The sequence below is a fragment of the Empedobacter sp. EJD.6dd genome (assembly GCF_057369435.1).
In genome coordinates, this window is record NZ_CM170667.1 from 2057305 (window position 1) to 2076100 (window position 18796).

General features: G+C 31.7%; 15 protein-coding genes and 5 tRNA genes. 6 read left to right on the forward strand and 14 right to left on the reverse strand.

Annotated elements, in window-relative coordinates:
- Nucleotides 1-20 precede the first annotated feature (20 nt).
- Nucleotides 21-749, forward strand: a complete 729-nt coding sequence (locus tag AC2I98_RS09775; protein ID WP_486411506.1) for a hypothetical protein — start codon at nucleotides 21-23, stop codon at nucleotides 747-749.
- A gap of 131 nt (nucleotides 750-880) precedes the next feature.
- The gene (locus AC2I98_RS09780) at nucleotides 881-2569 is read left to right on the forward strand and encodes an L-type lectin family protein (RefSeq protein WP_486411507.1); all 1689 of its coding nucleotides are present in this window, start codon (nucleotides 881-883) and stop codon (nucleotides 2567-2569) included.
- Nucleotides 2570-2610: 41 nt separating this feature from the next.
- On the opposite strand, the gene AC2I98_RS09785 is transcribed toward AC2I98_RS09780, so the two are convergent.
- From AC2I98_RS09785 to AC2I98_RS09800, 4 genes are all read right to left on the reverse strand, one after another.
- Nucleotides 2611-4008, reverse strand: coding sequence for a glycosyltransferase family 2 protein (locus tag AC2I98_RS09785; RefSeq protein WP_486411508.1), 1398 nt, complete (start codon nucleotides 4006-4008; stop codon nucleotides 2611-2613).
- 326 nt (nucleotides 4009-4334) lie between these two features.
- Nucleotides 4335-4405: transfer RNA gene (locus AC2I98_RS09790), tRNA-Cys, on the reverse strand.
- Nucleotides 4406-4457: 52 nt separating this feature from the next.
- A complete protein-coding gene (folB, locus tag AC2I98_RS09795) occupies nucleotides 4458-4814 on the reverse strand; it encodes a dihydroneopterin aldolase (protein ID WP_486411509.1) in 357 nt (118 codons plus the stop codon).
- Between the two features lie 70 nt (nucleotides 4815-4884).
- The gene (locus tag AC2I98_RS09800) at nucleotides 4885-5487 is read right to left on the reverse strand and encodes a superoxide dismutase (protein WP_486411510.1); all 603 of its coding nucleotides are present in this window, start codon (nucleotides 5485-5487) and stop codon (nucleotides 4885-4887) included.
- A 135-nt stretch (nucleotides 5488-5622) separates the two neighbouring features.
- Here AC2I98_RS09800 and AC2I98_RS09805 point away from each other — a divergent pair, with 135 nt between their 5' ends.
- Complete coding sequence (locus tag AC2I98_RS09805) at nucleotides 5623-6828, forward strand: serine hydrolase domain-containing protein (protein WP_486411511.1); 1206 nt, start codon at nucleotides 5623-5625, stop codon at nucleotides 6826-6828.
- Nucleotides 6803-7510 carry a 3'-5' exonuclease gene (locus tag AC2I98_RS09810; RefSeq protein ID WP_486411512.1) on the forward strand — a complete coding sequence of 236 codons (708 nt, stop codon included), beginning with the start codon at nucleotides 6803-6805 and terminating at the stop codon, nucleotides 7508-7510. Before AC2I98_RS09805 ends, AC2I98_RS09810 begins: the two co-directional genes overlap by 26 nt.
- Before the next feature lie 51 nt (nucleotides 7511-7561).
- Here the strand turns inward: AC2I98_RS09810 and AC2I98_RS09815 are convergent, their stop codons facing one another.
- On the reverse strand, nucleotides 7562-8983 hold the full coding sequence (locus AC2I98_RS09815; protein WP_486411513.1) for a hemolysin family protein: 1422 nt from the start codon (nucleotides 8981-8983) through the stop codon (nucleotides 7562-7564).
- Between the two features lie 210 nt (nucleotides 8984-9193).
- Between AC2I98_RS09815 and AC2I98_RS09820 the strand changes: the two genes are divergently transcribed.
- A complete protein-coding gene (locus AC2I98_RS09820; protein ID WP_486411514.1) occupies nucleotides 9194-10897 on the forward strand; it encodes an ABC transporter ATP-binding protein in 1704 nt (567 codons plus the stop codon).
- Nucleotides 10898-11029: 132 nt separating this feature from the next.
- On the opposite strand, the gene AC2I98_RS09825 is transcribed toward AC2I98_RS09820, so the two are convergent.
- The 5 genes from AC2I98_RS09825 to AC2I98_RS09845 all read right to left on the reverse strand — a co-directional run bounded on the left by AC2I98_RS09825 (nucleotide 11030) and on the right by AC2I98_RS09845 (nucleotide 12063).
- Nucleotides 11030-11101, reverse strand: a tRNA-Glu gene (locus AC2I98_RS09825).
- Between the two features lie 98 nt (nucleotides 11102-11199).
- Nucleotides 11200-11271: transfer RNA gene (locus AC2I98_RS09830), tRNA-Glu, on the reverse strand.
- 287 nt (nucleotides 11272-11558) lie between these two features.
- Nucleotides 11559-11630: transfer RNA gene (locus AC2I98_RS09835), tRNA-Glu, on the reverse strand.
- Nucleotides 11631-11642: 12 nt separating this feature from the next.
- Nucleotides 11643-11897: a 30S ribosomal protein S20 gene (gene rpsT / locus AC2I98_RS09840; RefSeq protein ID WP_486411515.1), complete on the reverse strand. Its 255-nt coding sequence runs from the start codon at nucleotides 11895-11897 to the stop codon at nucleotides 11643-11645.
- A gap of 94 nt (nucleotides 11898-11991) precedes the next feature.
- Nucleotides 11992-12063 (reverse strand) — tRNA-Glu (locus AC2I98_RS09845).
- Between the two features lie 218 nt (nucleotides 12064-12281).
- Here AC2I98_RS09845 and AC2I98_RS09850 point away from each other — a divergent pair.
- Entirely contained in the window at nucleotides 12282-12914 is a 633-nt protein-coding gene (locus AC2I98_RS09850) for a C40 family peptidase (RefSeq protein ID WP_486411516.1), read from the forward strand.
- A gap of 77 nt (nucleotides 12915-12991) precedes the next feature.
- Here AC2I98_RS09850 and AC2I98_RS09855 read toward each other — a convergent pair whose 3' ends face one another.
- From AC2I98_RS09855 to AC2I98_RS09870, 4 genes are all read right to left on the reverse strand, one after another.
- The gene (locus AC2I98_RS09855; RefSeq protein WP_486411517.1) at nucleotides 12992-13699 is read right to left on the reverse strand and encodes a rhomboid family intramembrane serine protease; all 708 of its coding nucleotides are present in this window, start codon (nucleotides 13697-13699) and stop codon (nucleotides 12992-12994) included.
- Nucleotides 13699-16266 carry a DNA gyrase/topoisomerase IV subunit A gene (locus tag AC2I98_RS09860; RefSeq protein WP_486411518.1) on the reverse strand — a complete coding sequence of 856 codons (2568 nt, stop codon included), beginning with the start codon at nucleotides 16264-16266 and terminating at the stop codon, nucleotides 13699-13701. Before AC2I98_RS09860 ends, AC2I98_RS09855 begins: the two co-directional genes overlap by 1 nt.
- A gap of 4 nt (nucleotides 16267-16270) precedes the next feature.
- Nucleotides 16271-16693: a hypothetical protein gene (locus AC2I98_RS09865; protein ID WP_486411519.1), complete on the reverse strand. Its 423-nt coding sequence runs from the start codon at nucleotides 16691-16693 to the stop codon at nucleotides 16271-16273.
- Nucleotides 16694-16830: 137 nt separating this feature from the next.
- Entirely contained in the window at nucleotides 16831-18681 is a 1851-nt protein-coding gene (locus AC2I98_RS09870) for a DNA topoisomerase IV subunit B (protein WP_486411520.1), read from the reverse strand.
- Nucleotides 18682-18796 lie beyond the last annotated feature (115 nt).

An 18796-nucleotide genomic window follows, 5' to 3' on the forward strand; every position in this document is an offset into this window, starting at 1 on the left:
AATCTTTAATACCTAAAAATATGAAACAAAAATTATTCTTTATGCTTTTTGCAGGTATAACTATATCTGCATTTTCCCAAGTGGGAATCGGAACTAACACTCCACAAACAACCTTGGATATTAATGGAAGTATGGCTTCAACAGAAGGTGTAGTAAATTATTCATCTTCTTCTACAACTACAATACCTTTAAATTACTCGTTTGTGAAAATTACAGGAAGCGCTGCCTCTAATTTTAATTTTGTGTTTTCTACAACACCACATTATCCTCAAGGAGTTAAGAATGGTCAACGAATTGTAATTTATAATGACACAGCTTTCAACGCAACATATGGGGCATTCATTGTACAAAGTAAAACGGCACAAGAATTCATTTATTCAGCTGGAGCTTGGTATTCTGTAAAATCACCAAGTACAACTCCTGCTACATTAAAATGGTTTTATGCACCGAGTTTAGTTCTTGATACAAGTGTAAGTGCTACTGCGAAAACTGTAAATGTCTATGAAAATTACAAAAAACAATTTACAGGAATTTCAACAATTGAAACTAATCCAAATTATGGACCTTCTGGAACCACAGCTTCATTACCTGTTTATTTAGTGAATGAATTAGACTATATAATAACTGGTTACGATAAAAGTGTTTTTAGTAATGTCTCAATAAACGCAAGTGGAATATTAACTTATACTGTTTCTAATCCAGCTTCAGATGCAACTTTTATGAATATTGTATTAGTTCCTAAAAACTAATCGCTATGAAAAAGAATATTTTTAATATAGCTTTTTTAGTAGGAGCTACAATATTTGTACAGGCACAATTTCCTTATACAAACTCCCTTCAAAAAACAGGTACTTATAAAGAAATATCTGGAGGTACAGGTGTGGGGCTAAATGCTACTGTAAATAGCGTAGCAACTAAAGGAGTTTTACTAACCAAGAATCAAATTTCCCAATTTAGTGGTATAGAATTACAAGGTATTAACTTCCCTACGACAAGAGGTTTTAATATTGATTTTGAATATTTTCAATGGGGAGATGGAAGAGGTGATGGTTTAGCATTGGTTTTATTTGATGCATCTAATAATTCTCCAAGTATTGGAGCTAAGGGAGCAGGATTAGGATATGCATATTCTAATAATTATAATGCTAGTACTATTACAAATGGTTTTTCTGATGGATATTTAGCTTTTGGTTTTGATACTTTTGGAAATTATCATAGATTAAGAAGACAATCTGATGATATAAGAAACGGTATCGTTATAACTGATCCTGAGCTAGGTAAATCAAATTATATTATAGATGCTGCTGATTATTTTACTAATTTAAAATATTCTGGAGAAAATGATCCAGCTAATTCAAGTTATTTCAGTATTAGAGGTTCTTCAAATAATCCAAAATGGATAGCTAATACATCTTCTTCTGATAATAGTAAAGGTTATCCTTTATTATATACTGTCAATACTATGATAAATGGAGCCACTTCTTCTGTAGTCAATGGCATGTCGTTATCAGCAGCTAATGATGGAACTCATGGTTCAAGAAACATTAATACATTTACCCCCTTTGATATTAGAAGTGGTTCTTATACAGAGGATATAAAATCAAATGCATACAGAAGGGCTTATATTCAATTTAGAAAAGGTGTTCGACAATATTTTACTACTGATCCAGATACTAATCCGAGTGCTGTTAAAAATGAAGAAATACTATCTTATTTTGCAGATGTAGTTGTAGAAACTAATGCTGGGCAAAAAGTAATTGCTAAAAATGAACAATTTAGAATTAGTGCTACTAATAATGCGGCAAATTCAGTAAAGAAATATTATGATCCTACATCTCTTTCTCTAGATAAAACATATCTACGATTGTTAGATTTTAGAGGTGCTGCCCCTCAAAATTTAAAAATGGCGTTTACTGCTTCAACTGGTGCTTCTTTTCAAAATCAGTTGGTTAGAAATGTAAATATTACTTTACCTTATTCACCAATAATAGTAAGTGATTCTTACACAATTCTTTGTCCTGATAATTCTTCGGTTATTGGGAAACCAATGTCTAATGATATGGGATATAATGATGATTTATATATACAACGCTATGTAGGAAATCCTTCTACGCCAACAGCAAATTTAATAGTTAAAACACCTATAGAATCTCAACCTAACACATCATATTTAGACTCTAAATCATTTGCTTTTATGGTTTTAGGAAATGATGGTAGTTATCAAAAAGTAAATCCTGCAGGTGTAACACCAGAAGATCAACATACCTTAGTTGTGGCTGGAGTAGGTACTTTTAACTATATTTATAAAGATAGTTTAGGAAATATCCTATCCCCAACAGATACTTATATCACTTATACACCAACTGCTGGATCAACACTTGCATCAGGGTTGCATTCAATTTATTATTCTATAAAAAACACTAATGTGTTAAGTACAAATGGGAATAATTTAGGTACAGAAGAATATAGATCGTCTGTTGGTTTAATTAATTTAAACTTCAGTTCAACACTTTGTGGTAAAACACACATCATTACAAATAAAAATATAACTGAAACAATTAAAAGATAATTAAAAAAGCCCCATACAAATAATTGCAATGGGGCTTTTTTTTAATTTATTTCTCTCGTCAACCATCCACTTCTTCCTGCCGTTACAATAGCATATGGAGTAATCCAAAAAAGAGTGAACATATAAAAAATACTATAAGTATATGCTAATAAAGCTTCGTTGAAATTATATTTCTTCGCATAAAACAACATTTGAATACTTGAAAAAACTAAAACACCTGACAAAGTACTAATGATGAATAAAATTGGATGAGTTAGAACAAAAAAGATTAAAATTAAAAATAGAGGAATCGCCATAATTAATTTTACCCATTGCATCATTAGGATAACCCTTGTTCCTGTTGTAGATCCGTCTCTAAAGTTTGTAAATGCAAATTTTGACATCATGATATTTTCGCGAACATTACTTCTCTCCCAACGGATAAACATTTTATACAAATTCTTATAACGCTCTGGAATATTTGTATAAACCATTGCATTTTTCTGAAAATAGACATGTTTACCTTGTTTAAGGATCATATTCGTTAAAGCTCTATCTTCTCCGATTGTACTTGGTTGACCTAAAAAAGATTGGTTCATCCATTCTTCCAAACAATTCATTACCGCATCTTTTTTATAAGCCGCTAATGCACCTGGCGTACAAAAAACAGAACCTAATGCACTTTGAGCAGATCGTACAAACTCGAAACTAAACGTAAAACTAACATTCAGCATTTTAGGAATTAATCCTTTTTCTTTGTTTAATACACGAACATTTCCTACTACTGCACCACAATCTTCATGTTCAACAAAAGGACTTACCAAATTTCTTAAAGTCATTTCATCCACAATAGAATCACTATCTACAGTTATAAAAACATCTCCTTTCCCTGTTGTAAATCCTCTATAAAGCGCATGACGTTTTCCCATATTTTGAGGTTGTTGAAAAAGAGTAACACGATCACCTAAAACTTTTTTTGCTTCGAGTAACCACTTCCATGTATCATCTTTACTTCCGTCATCAACTGCAAGTATCTCGAGTTTATCTGTCGGATATTTACTATCAGCCAAACTCAATAAAGTATCATAAACTAACTTCCCTTCATTATATGCAGGAACAATCACAGTACATTTTGGCAAATCATCATCAGAAACATTTTTAACAGCTTTATATTTAATGTACAAATAACCTAGGTAAACTAAAAAAGAAGATTTTATAATAAGAAGAGCTAAACCTAGACTATAAATAACAACACCCCACAAAGTAGATAATTTGGAACTGTGCCATTGAAGAAATTCATTTTGATAAATGAATAAAAAGAGAATTGAAGCTAGCATAATCACAAAACTTGATGCTATGACTAAATAATCTTTTTGGGTGAGACAATTTTTTGATATGCGTTCAATAAATTTATTTCGTGAAATTCTTTTTTCTTGTGTTCCAGATTGAATAATTTTCATATCTTTTTTATCCTCGACCAAGGAGTGTATAGTAGTATTAGCAAAATTGCTTTTTGTTTTGGTCGCTGTCATGTGAGGAATCTTTTCTTTTAGAAAAAATTTTAATATTAGAAGTTTAAAAAAAACAACTATTATGCCATCAAACGTTAATTTAATCCTCATTAAGTTAAATCAGTATTAAAAAATAAGTACTTAAAACCGGATATTTTATAATTGAATTTAAAGTTAAGTTTATAGCCTTTTAATCGATTAGATGTCTAAACAAAGAATTTTATTTTCTTAATAAAAACAAAAAAAGCACTAATCAAATTGATTAGTGCTTTTTGAGGTTCCTAGCGGATTCGAACCGCTGTGGACGGTTTTGCAGACCGCTACCTAGCCTCTCGGTCAAGGAACCATTCCCGTTCTTTTGGACTGCAAATATAGTAATATTTTTAGAAAAAAAAACTTTAATAGCTTTTTTCTAAAATAACACTTACTTTTTCTACATGCCCACCAATAGGCGGATTCAGCTTAGAAAGCTTGACTTTAGCATACGTAACATTTATAAGTTCCTGACCTATACGATCTAACACTCTTTTACAAACATGTTCTAATAATTTCGAACGAATACCTACTTCTTCTTTTACTATTTTATTTAACGATACATAATCTAACGCATCTACTAACTCATCTGACTCTGTAGCTTTTGTAAAATCAGCATGAGCTTCCAAATCAACTAAATAATCTGATCCAATACGTGCTTCTTCGTCTAAACATCCGTGATTCGAATAGATTTTTATATTTTCTAAAATAATTACTCCCATAGTTCAAAGATAAAAAAAGACTTGCGTATTTCTACACAAGTCTTGTATTGATTAAAGTTTTTAAACCTTATTATTTTGCAGATGCAAATCTTTCAGCAACTTTATCCCAGTTAATTACACTGAAGAAAGCCTCAATATAATCAGGACGACGGTTTTGGTAGTTTAAGTAATAAGCATGCTCCCAAACATCTAATCCTAAAACAGGAAATCCTTGTACATCAGCAACAGGCATCAAAGTAGAATCTTGATTTGGAGTTGATGTCACAACTAATTTTCCATCTTTTACAATTAACCAAGCCCATCCAGAACCAAAGCGTGTTGCAGCAGCTTTAGAAAACTCATCTTTAAAAGCTTCAAAAGATCCAAAAGCAACGTTAATTGCATCAGCAACTTCTGCAGTTGGTTGATTAGCTCCACCTGGAGTTAAAATTTCCCAAAATAAATTGTGATTGTAAAATCCACCACCATTGTTACGAACTGCTGGTTTATCAGTTCCTTTTGCTAAAACTTCTTCGATTGTAGCGTTTGCTAAATCAGTTCCTTCAATAGCAGCATTCAAGTTATTTGTGTACGCAGCATGGTGTTTATCATGGTGAATTTCCATTGTTTTTGCGTCGATATGAGGTTCTAATGCATCAAATGCATAAGGTAATTTTGCTAATTCAAAAGCCATAATATTTATTTTTTAGATTTAATTTTCTTGTATAAAGATACACAATAACTCAACAAATATGATTCCGAAATGATAGAATTTTAACATTATTTAATAGTAAAAGCTTATTTTAGTAAAAGATTCTAATTTTTTGAAATGAAAATACTTTGGAAAATAATAAAATGGTTCATCATTATCATTTGTGTATTAATCCTAACTCTTTATGCAACAGGTAACGATTATATTTTTCGTGGTGTAAAACTCACTTACATGAAAGGTGAAAGTACTGCAAATATAGATGACTATAAAGATTTTGATAACAATGTAATTTTGGCAGGTTCGCCACGTGTTTGGCACCAACATTTAGATTACAATCAATTTCCTTTGTCAGCTAATTTTGAAAAAGAGATGAAAGATTTTGGTACTGCTGGCTTAGTTATTATAAAAAATAATCAAATTTTGAGCGAATATTATTTTAATGGATATGCACAAAATGATATTACTAATTCTTTTTCGATGGCAAAAACTTTTACGACAATGATGTTAGGTAAAGCGATAGAACAAGGTTATATCAAAAGTTTGGATCAAAAAATAACAGATTTTTTACCTGAATTTAAAGATGATAAATTTGGTGCACAATGTACTGTTAGCGATTTATCAGCGATGACATCAGGATATGATTGGGACGAAGATTATTATTTTCCGCTAAATCCTACTGCAAAAGCTTATTACGGTGATAATATCGTTAAACAAATGTTAGACAGAAAATTTGTTGTTCAACCTGGTGGGCATTTCAAATATCAATCAAGTGATACGCAATTATTAGGTATAGTGATTGAACGAGCGTTAAAAAATAAATCGTTATCACAATATTTTCAAGAAGAATTTTGGCAACCAATGGGCATGGAAATGGATGCACAATGGTCGAAAGATAATCCAAAAGGAATGGAAAAAACCTATTGTTGTTTTAATGCAACTGCTCGAGATTTTGCAAAACTTGGACAATTATTATTAAATGATGGAAATTGGTACGGAAAACAAATTTTAGATTCTGCATTTGTTCAAAAAATGGTACAGCCAAATACGAAAGCATTTAATGCTAACGAATCAAAAATTTATGGTTATTCAGTTTGGATGGATTATGATTACAAAACGCCTTTTTATACAATGTTAGGACATTTAGGACAACGTGTAATTGTCATTCCTTCAGAAAAATTAGTGATTGTAAGAACAGGAAAAACGCATAACGATCAACCAAATAATCGTCCGATTGCAGATGGAGATGTTTATCGATTAGTAGATGAAGCGATGCGTATTAATCAAAAAGTGAAAGAAAATGATTCAACGAATACCATACAGTAAAATATTATTTTTAGATATTGAAACGGTTCCTCAAACCGATGATTGGAATCTTTTATCTGAAAGAACACAAGCGCTTTGGGAAAAGAAAACGGCTTTTCAACGTAATAATAACGAAATTTCGCCAGAAGAATTTTATCACGAACGTGCTGGAATTATGGCTGAATTTGGTAAAATTGTATGTATTTCGGTCGGAATTGTTGTCAAAGATTCTTTTATTCACATCAAAAGTTTTTATGGACATGATGAAAAGAAATTATTAGAAGATTTTAATTCAATGTTGATCGAAAACTTTTTCAAACCTGATCATCTTTTGTGTGCTCACAATGGAAAAGAATTTGATTTTCCATACATCGCTCGCCGAATGCTAATTAACCAAATCGAAATTCCTTCAATTTTACAGTTGTTTGGTAAAAAACCTTGGGAAATTCAGCATTTAGACACGATGGAATTGTGGAAATTTGGCGATTATAAAAACTTTACGTCATTAGATTTGTTGGCAAATATTTTCGAAATTCCTACGCCAAAAGATGATATTGACGGTTCGCAAGTTGCACGTGTTTATTACGATGAAAATAATGTGGAACGTATAAAAGATTATTGTGAAAAAGATGTAGTAACCTTAATTAACGTTTTCAGGAAAATGAGGTATGATGAATCCTTACAACGAAAAGAAGATTTATAGAATAAAAAAACCGCTTAATAAGCGGTTTTTTTTATTCTATTTTTTGAATGATTAATTTTCATCATCTTCTGCTGAATCTGGTTCATCACGGAAGTTTTCAATTAATTCATCTTTCACTTTCAATTGAATTTGCTCTACCGAATTTCGGTACATTTTAATAATTGTTCCAGTATACTCTTCCAAATCTACCAAATCTCCTTCAGTCAATTCTTTATCAGGGTAACATTCCGAAACTAAACCAGCCAATGTATCGTAATGTTCACTTTCCTCAAATCTAAAAGGTACTAAACGATTAATATCACTTATCGCATTGTGTGCATTTACATTATAAACACCTTCAGAAACGCGAGAAACAATCGGATCTTCATTGTCGTATTCATCTTGAATTTCTCCAACCAATTCCTCTAAAATATCTTCCATCGAAACAATACCAGCAACTTCTCCAACTTCATTTGTTACAATTGCAATTTGCATATGTTTTTTCTGAAACTGTTTCATCACATTTTTAATCAATGCATTTTCAGAAATAAAAATCGGCTCGCGCAACAAACCTTCAATTTCTGTTTGGTTAGGATTTTCTAACAATTGTTTGATCAAATCCTTTGCATAGATTACTCCTTTTATATTATCAAACTCTTCCTCATAAACTGGATAACGAGAATAACCTTCATTAATGGCATAATCTAACGCTTCTTTTACAGAAGTATTGATATTAATTGCAGAAACATTTTTACGTAAAGTTTGAATATTCATCACACGACGATCATCAAACTCAAAAACATTCTGAATTAAATTTCTTTCTGATTCCTCAATAGCACCACCTTCAGAACTTTCTGTAATAATCATTTTCAATTCTTCCTCTGTGTGTATTTCGCCACCATGAATAGGATGAATTCCGACTGCACGAAGAATAACATTTGCCAAACCATTCATTAACATAATAAGAGGTTTGAACACAAAATAGAACGCTCTAAGTGGCCAAGCAACTGTAAAAGTTGTTTTAGTTGGATATTGAATCGCAATAGATTTTGGCGCTAACTCACCAAAAACAATATGTAAAACAGTTACAATAAAGAAAGAAGTTGGTATTGCAGCATTATGTGCAATTGTTGTCCAAGACGGAGACGTTAATCCTAAAACTTCAAACAATTTCACAATAACTGGCGTAATAGAACTTTCTCCAACCCAACCTAAACCAAGCGAAGCTAAAGTAATTCCTAATTGTGTTGCTGCAAGATAAGAGTCTAAATGAGAAACAATGCGTTTTGCTGCATTGGAAGTTCTTTCGTTAATATCTTGATTAACTTCAATTTGTGACGAACGTACTTTTACAATTGCAAACTCAGCTGCAACGAAAAAACCATTTAATAAAACAAGGAAAATTGTAAGCAAAAGTTTTGCTATAGAAATTTCATCGGCGACATTGTGATTAGCGACTAAAAACAATGTCGAAATCTGGGAGTATGTATCCATTCTTCGAATTTAAAAAACTGACTTGTTATAAGTTTTTATAAGTCAGTAAATCAATAAGTCTAAATTAATAAAAAAAATTAAAAATCACAACGTTTTGATTCGTAGCAAAATTACAAATTTTATAAATACAAAATCTTAGAAATTATTGATTTCAATAAATGGCTAAAAAATCACTAAATTTCCACTTCATTTACCAAGCAATTATTTGCAATGCAAAAGCAAGATTTACACTATATTATAGAAGTCAAAAATTTATCGATTTCTTTTGGAGATAAACAAGTTCTGAATAACATCAATTTTAAAGTTGAACAAGGCGATACATTAGGAATTGTTGGAGAATCTGGTTCCGGAAAATCATTGACATCATTAGCCATTATGGGATTATTATCTCCAAATGCGACGATTCATCCAGAAAGTGAAATTCTTTTTCGTCAAAATGATAAAATGATTGATTTACTAAAACTTTCGCCTAAAGAGTTAGAAGAAATTAGAGGAAATGAAATTGGAATGATTTTTCAAGAACCGATGACTTCTCTAAATCCAAGTTTGCGTTGTGGTGAACAAGTGGAAGAAGCGATTCGTTTGCATCAAAAATTATCGAAAGATGATGCAAAAAAGAAAGTGCTTCATCTTTTTGAACAAGTTAAATTACCAAATCCAGAGCGTATTTATAAAGCTTATCCGCACGAATTATCCGGTGGTCAAAAACAACGTGTAATGATTGCAATGGCTATTTCTTGCGAGCCAAAATTATTAATCGCTGACGAACCTACAACGGCATTAGATGTAACGGTACAAAAAGCTACGTTAGATTTATTGAAAGAATTGCAAGAGAAAAATAACATGAGCATGTTGTTTATTTCGCATGATTTGGGTGTTATTGCAAATGTTTGCGAAGAAGTTTTGGTGATGTTTCGTGGCGATGTGGTGGAACAAGGAAATGTAGAAACCATTTTTCATCATCCGAATGAAAATTATACAAAAGGATTAATTGCATGTCGTCCTCGATTAGATGAACGTGCTAAACGTTTGCCAACTGTAAAAGATTTCCTTGAAAATCCTGATTTCAAAACTGAAATTTACACAGAAGAAGAACGAAAAGCTTTTCATGAAAAAATTTATGCTAATCCTCCAATTTTAGAAGTTAAGAATCTAAAAAAATACTTTTATCCTTCATCATTATTTGGAAATGCAACGATTCCTAATGTAAAAGCTGTGGATGATATTTCCTTTAAAGTTTATCCAGGAGAAATAATGGGATTGGTAGGTGAATCAGGTTCAGGAAAAACAACATTGAGCAGAACCGTGTTGTTATTAGAAAAACCGACTGCAGGCGAAATCTATTTTAATGGAATTGATATTACAAAACTCAAAAAAGAAGAAATTAGAAAATTAAGACGAGAAATTCAGATTATTTTCCAAGATCCTTATTCGAGTTTAAATCCGCGTCAAACTGTTGCGCAAATTATTACAGAACCTATGCAGGTTCATAAAATTGGAAAAAACAAATCGGAACGATTACAAACAGCATCATCTCTTTTACAAAAAGTAGGATTATTAGAACAGGATTTGAATAAATATCCACACGAATTTTCTGGAGGTCAACGTCAACGTATCGGAATTGCTCGTGCTTTAGCTTTAAATCCTAAATTTATCATCTGTGATGAATCCGTTTCTGCTTTAGATGTTTCTGTACAAGCGCAAGTTCTGAATCTTTTAAATGATTTAAAAAACGAATTTGGATTTACTTATATTTTTATCTCTCACGATTTGGCTGTTGTTAAATATATGAGTGATCAATTATTGGTGATGCAACATGGTGAAATGAAAGAATTGGACGATGCTGATAAAGTTTATGCACATCCTACAACAAACTATACAAAAGAATTGATAGCAGCGATTCCAAAGCTATAAAAGGAATATGTATAAAAGCAAAAAGCGTTTGAAGAAATAGAACTTCAAACGCTTTTTTATTGATTGCAATGAATCAATATAAACTAAACTATTTCAAAATAAAAAAAGCATCCAAATCTGAATGCTTTTTTGTAGTCCCTAGGGGAATCGAACCCCTCTTTCTAGAATGAAAATCTAGTGTCCTAACCGATAGACGAAGGGACCTCCTTTCGTATTATTGTGGTGCAAAAATAAACGTTTATTTTTTATTACCAAACAATTTTCGAAAATATTTTATATTTTTTTTAATCAGGTCAAATTTGTAGTCCCTAGGGGAATCGAACCCCTCTTTCTAGAATGAAAATCTAGTGTCCTAACCGATAGACGAAGGGACCACTTAATATGAATTGATTAAATTCGAATATTCTTTTTTAATGAACGTCAATTTGTGTTGGGAGTTGTAGAAAAGTCGATGTATAATTCTAATAATTTGAACCAAGTTGAATTATACAGCGACATTTTCATTCCCGATTAACCATCTAAACAATATGATTAACCTTTACAAACAAAACACAAAAAACAATTTCCTTTACACAGTATTCTACTGGTTGTTTAATAAAACATCAACAACTATGAACAAGGAAAAAAAAGATTGCAATAATGCAATCCATCTATTAATTTGTAGTCCCTAGGGGAATCGAACCCCTCTTTCTAGAATGAAAATCTAGTGTCCTAACCGATAGACGAAGGGACCACTTTTATTTTATTAAGCTAATCCCGCAATATGTTTCGCTAACTTTGATTTTAAGTTTGAAGCTTTATTCTTGTGAATAATGTTTCTTTTTGCTAACTTATCAATCATTGAAGAAACTTTTGGAAATACTGTTTCTGCTTCTTTTTTATCAGACTCAGTTCTTAAAGCTTTGATAGCTGTACGAGCTGATTTGTGATAATATTTATTACGATCGCGTCTTACCGCTGACTGTCTAATTCTTTTTAATGCTGACTTATGATTTGCCATAACTTAAATCTCTTTCTATTTTAGTTCGGCAAAGATATAAACAAATATTTTATCTCGCCAAATTAATTTAATAATTTTCTAAAACACTTTAATGTAGCCCATAGGAGAATCGAACTCCTGTTTCCAGGATGAAAACCTGATGTCCTAACCACTAGACGAATGGGCCGCATGACGGCTTAACAACTTCTTGTGAAAAGCGAGTGCAAATGTATAACTTATTTTTTTACTTCCAAATTTATTTGAAAGTTTTTTTACTAAGATTTATGTTAAAAAATGTTAAGGAAGTTAATATTATGTCAAAAGATAACTTATATATAATGAGTTATAATTTTAACAATTACTTTAGCGGTGCTATTAAAATTTATACAAACGAATACTCAATATATGAAAGCATCGATTTTAGGTGTAGCTACGGTGGTTTGCACGATGTTTATAACATCATGTTCATCTTTGACCCCAGTTAACGAAGCTACAGAATATTCTTCGAGAAGTTTCATCCCAAAACCAAGGGCGATTGAAACTCAAGCTAAAATAATCAACAAACATGCCAATTTGGATGTTACACCAATAGAAATTAACGACGAAGCAAAATCTATGGTTGTGTTAAACAGTGTTTTAGAAGAAACAAACGAATTATTCTCTGGATTTTTATTAAAGGAAGCTGAAACATATATTGGTACACCATACCGATACGGAGGCACAACAAGAAGTGGTATTGATTGTTCTGCCTTTGTTAGAAATGTTTTCGAAACTTTCAATAAAAATTTACCTCGTGTATCTGCTGATCAAGCAAGAGAAGGTTTTACAGTTAGTACTGATGAAGCAAAAGAAGGAGATTTAGTTTTCTTTGCAACGAGAGGTCGTGGTAGAGTTTCGCATGTGGGTATTGTACACGGACGTAATAAAGATGGAGTTTTAGAATTTATCCATTCATCAACTTCGCAAGGAGTTATGGTATCTTCTTTAAATGATAGATACTGGGGACCAAAATTCTTATATGTTAAAAGAGTATTATAATTCGATATAATCTATTTCATTATCATAAAAAAAGCTTCAAATTAAATTTGAAGCTTTTTCTTTTTATTGATATCTCGTTATTTTCGATGTTCTCTCAAAATTATCACAAATAAAACAATTAGTGGAAGTATCATTCCTAAAATGTAATACGTATTGATTTGTAATATGGTTGGATAAAATAATATTGCTGTTAACATTCCAACAATTGCACCTCCTAAATGCGCTGAATGTCCAATGTTTCCTAAATTCTTTTTCATTCCGTAAACAGAATATCCTAAATACAAAATAGCAAAAATCCACGCAGGAATTGGTATCGCAAAAAATAGTCTTAATTCCATTTCAGGAAAAGCTGCAATTGCAGCAAATAAAACACCTGTTACACCTCCAGAAGCTCCAACAGCAGAATAAAAAGTTTCCTTCTTATGAATCAATAAAGACAATAAGTTTCCACCTATAACCGCCGCAAAAAATACCAAAAGAAACATTCCGTATCCTACATTTAATTTTGCATTCGAAAAATCTCCTAATAAAAAACCTTCGGGACTTGCGAAAAAACCAATCACCGGATTAGCAAAAAAGTATAAGGTTAGCATGTTAAACAACAAATGTGTAAAATCAACATGTAAAAACCCTGAACTTAAAATTCGATAATATTCTTTCTGATACAGAATAGAACCAACTTGAAATTTGTATTTATCAAAGAAAGCAAAATCATTAAATCCTTTCCAACTAACTAAAACATTAAGGCCAATTACGCCTAATGCAACAAGTGAGATATCTCCCATTATTCTTCTATATTTTCTTCTTCATTCATATTTTCCTCAATCGCATCAAAAAGAGTTGGTTGCGGTTCTTCCCCAGGCTCTTCCTCTTCTTCTGGCTCATCGAAAGGAAGCGGTTCCAATACATTAATCTGTTTCAACTTATATGTTGTCAATTGATTTCCTTGTGCCTTAATCCCTTTAACAGTAATAAATTCTTCTAAATTGATTACTTCTGGTTCTTTTTCTAAACCTTTCACTTTCGGGAAAATTAATTCGATAACAGGTAAATAATCTGTCGAAACGACTTTAATTGACGATTTTCCATCTTCTAATGAATAGAAAACTTGAGGAGAAAAAGTGTCTTCTAACACAAAACGTTTTACGAAATAACGATCTTTCTCTGCGTCAAAGTACACACAAGAAATTGGTTTATTCGGTTTCCATTTCTCGATAATTTCTAAATCTTCATCAAAACGATTACTCAAATCAAACGAAACCAATTTCGCTTCGCCTTTTTTATTAATTGTTAAAATTTTATCATCACCTTTAAAAGAACCTAACAAAAGCCCCAATCCATCTGCATTAAGACGTTTTGTATCTGTATCAAACCAAATTTGGCGAGGCGCTAAAGTCGAAACTCCTTCCTCTTTCAATTCTACTTTTTTGATTGGATATTTAGTGACTAAATTACCTTTTGATGCACGACCTTTTATCGCTAAATCTGCAAAATTGATATCAAATTTTAACTTTTTGATACGCTGATGTGTTTTCAAAATAATTGACACAACTTCCGCTTCTCCATTTGGATTCGCTGAAAAATATAATACTTCCGAACCTTTGTTACCAGCCGTTAAATCATATTCTTTGTCGCGCGTAATTCCTGTAACAGCAAAACGTTTTTGATAAGCCGGACCATTTTTACCATCACGATAAATCAAGTTATAAATCGTACGTTTATCATTTTTATGCCAAATTCCGACATGAATAATTCCTTTTCCGACAAATGTTTTTGCATCAACTTTTGTCACAATCATCGACCCATCGTGTTTAAAAACTACAATATCATCAATGTCCGAACATTCGAACAAATATTCATCCTTCTTCAACGAAGTTCCGATAAAACCTTCTGTTCTATCTACATAAAAACGTGTATTTGCAACGGCAACTTTCGTCGCATCAATCGTATCAAATGTGCGAATTTCTGTTTTACGTTCTTTCCCTTTTCCGTATTTTGTTTTTAGATTCTTGAAATAATCAATCGCATAATCAATCAAATTTGCTAAATGATGTTTAACATTTTCGATTTTATCTTCTAACGATTCGATAAATTGTTGTGCTTTATCTAAATCAAATTTAGAAATACGTTTGATTCGAATTTCTGTTAAACGTGTAATATCTTCTTCTGTAACTGCGCGAACTAAATGTGCAATATGAGGTTTCAACCCTTTATCAATGGCAGCAATCACACCTTCCCATGTTTCCTCTTCTTCGATATCGTGATAAATTCTATTCTCGATAAAAATTCGTTCCAAAGAAGAAAAATGCCATTGTTCTTGCAGTTCATCTAACTCGATTTCTAATTCTTTCTTCAATAAATCAACTGTGTTGTTTGTATTATGAATCAAAATTTCAGAAACAGTTAAAAATTCAGGCGTTTGTTCATTGATGACACAGGCGTTTGGTGAAACAGAGATTTCACAGTCTGTAAAAGCATAAAGTGCATCAATTGTTTTATCAGGACTACTTCCTGGTACAAGATGAATCAAAATCTCAACTTCAGCAGCTGTATTATCTTCAATCTTTTTGATTTTAATTTTTCCTTTATCATTCGCTTTCAGAACCGAATCGATCAAAGATCCTGTTGTTGTTCCGTAAGGAATTTCAGTAATTTTAAGTGTTGTTTTATCTTCTTGCAAAATTTTTGCTCGAATACGAACTTTACCTCCTCGTAATCCATCATTATAATCAGAAACATCAACCAATCCAGAAGTTAAGAAATCAGGGAAAATTTGAAATTTCTTTCCTTTTAAATGTAAAATTGAGGCATCAATTAACTCATTAAAATTATGTGGTAAAATCTTCGTTGACAAACCAACTGCAATTCCCTCCACTCCTTGTGCTAAAAGCAAAGGGAACTTAATTGGAAGATCAATTGGTTCTTTATTTCGACCATCATAAGATGGTTGCCATTTTGTAGTTTTAGGATTATAGACAACTTCTAAAGCAAATTTAGTCAATCGGGCTTCGATATATCGCGACGCAGCCGCTCGGTCACCAGTATAAATGTTACCCCAGTTTCCTTGCATATCGATCAACAATTCTTTTTGACCAATTTGCACCATTGCATCAGAAATCGCCATATCTCCATGTGGGTGATATTTCATCGTATTTCCTACAATGTTCGCCACTTTATTATATCGTCCGTCTTCCAACTCGCGCATTGAATGTAAAATTCTACGCTGAACTGGTTTCAATCCATCATAAATAGATGGAATTGCTCGTTCTAAAATTACATAAGAAGCATAATCAAGAAACCATTCTTGGTACATACCAGAAACTTTCTTGATGCTCTCTTGATTGTCTTGCATCATGTTAAATAGCTACTTCTACATTGTCTTTGACTGCATAATTAGACGCTACAATTTTGTCTAATTCAGTCAAAATAATATTAATATTTCGATTAGAAATAAATGCTAAACGAAACTTTACTTTAGTTAAATTGGTAGGATTCTTTTTACTATTGATATAAAACACAAGCGTTTTTGAAAGTAATCCTTTCTGAAAATCGTACTTGATCAATTTATATTTTGGTAAATCGATTTTATTTGTTTTTGAATCTAAGAAGGATAGAAAACCAACATTCTTCGTTTCAAAAGTTATAGTTTCACCTTTTGTATCCATTGCAAAAAATTGATTTCCACTTTTATAACTGATATAAATTAATATTGCTATAAAAACAGTGACAACATAAGGTGGTATTATGTGATATTTGTAAGGCAAAATACCTGTATACATAATAAGGTTTAGAATGATTAAAATAACGATGGTGAGATTTAGCATTTTAAAAAGCTGTATCACATTTTTATTATTTTTTTTCATAATTGATTTTGGTTTTAGGTTAGGTAGAAAGTAAAGTTTTTTTATATAATAAATTAATTTTTAATGGACTCTATAGCCAAATTGTTAATAATAAATTCTTGTCTTGTTGGCGTGTTTTTCCCCATATAAAATTCTAAAAGACTATCAATTGTTTGGTCTTTTCCTATCATTACAGGTTCTAAACGAATGTCTTTTCCTATAAAATGTTTAAACTCGTCTGGCGAAATTTCACCTAATCCTTTGAATCGAGTAATTTCAGGGTTTTTAATTTCCTCCAATGCTTTAACACGTTCTGGTTCTGAATAACAATAGCGTGTTTCCTTCTTATTTCTAACGCGGAAAAGTGGCGTTTGCAAAATATACAAATGACCTTCTTTGATCAGTTCTGGGAAAAACTGTAAGAAAAATGTAATAATTAGCAAACGAATATGCATTCCATCGACGTCGGCATCAGTTGCAATTACAACGTTATTGTAGCGTAAATCTTCTAAACCTTCTTCGATATTTAGTGCCGCTTGTAAAAGATTAAATTCTTCATTTTCATAAACAATCTTCTTCGTCAAACCATACGAGTTTAACGGTTTTCCTCTTAAACTAAATACAGCTTGTGTTTCTACACTCCTACTTTTCGTAATAGAACCACTGGCAGAATCTCCTTCGGTAATAAAAATAGTTGTGTCTAAACGTAATTCAGCTTTTGGATCATTATAATGTTGACGACAATCGCGCAGTTTTTTGTTATGTAAACTAACTTTTTTAGCTCGATCACGTGCTAATTTTCGAATTCCAGAAAGTTCTTTTCTTTCCGTTTCTGATTGTTTAATTTTACGTTCTAAAGCTTGCGCAACTTCTGTATTTTTATGTAAAAAATTATCAAGATTTGTTTTGATAAAATCATTTACAAATGTACGAACAGTAGTCATTCCAGGTCCAATTTCATTTGAACCAAGTTTAGTTTTCGTTTGAGACTCAAAAACAGGTTCAATTACTTTAATCGAAATTGCTCCAATAATTGATTTTCTAATATCCGCAGGATCGTAATTTTTATTATAAAATTCTCGAACTGTCTTTACAACAGCCTCTTTAAAAGCTGTTAAATGTGTTCCTCCTTGCGTAGTATTTTGTCCATTCACAAAAGAATAATACGTTTCTGAATATGATTTCGAACTATGCGTCATCGCTAATTCTATATCTTCTCCTTTTAAATGAATGATATCGTAAATTGTTTCTTCCTCGATATTATCTTTCAATAAATCTTTCAATCCATCTTTTGAAAAAAATTCTTCTCCATTAAAAATAATTTTCAATCCTGGATTTAAGTAAACATAGTTTTTCAACATTTTGTCTACATATTCTTTTCTAAATTTAAAATTCAAGAAAATCGATTTATCTGGAACAAACGTAATCTTAGTTCCTTTTCTTAGAGAGGTTTCCTTTTCATCTTCTTGAATTGTCAGAATCCCTTGTTCGAACTCAGCTATACGTGTTTTTCCATCTCGAATAGACTGTACTCTAAATGATGTTGACAACGCATTTACCGCTTTTGTACCAACGCCATTCAAACCAACCGATTTTTTAAAAGCTTGCGAATCGTATTTACCTCCAGTATTCATCTTAGAAACAGCATCAACCATTTTTCCTAGAGGAATTCCACGACCATAATCACGAACTGTTACTTCATCTTCACGCAGATTAATCTCGATAGTTTTCCCTGCTCCCATCACAAATTCATCGATACAGTTATCCACAATCTCTTTCAACAAAATATAAATTCCATCATCTTGAGACGAACCATCTCCCAGCTTCCCAATATACATCCCAGGTCGCATGCGAATATGCTCGCGCCAATCAAGGGTTTTAATATTGTCTTCCGTATAATTTACTTGTTGATCTAATTCTGACATTTGAGTTGTTGAGTGTTAAACGAGTTTTACAAAAATAAGAAAAAAATTCTTAAAAATATTAAGGTTTATTGTTTTGATTTTGAGTAAAATCAACCTAATTTACCAATATGATTAA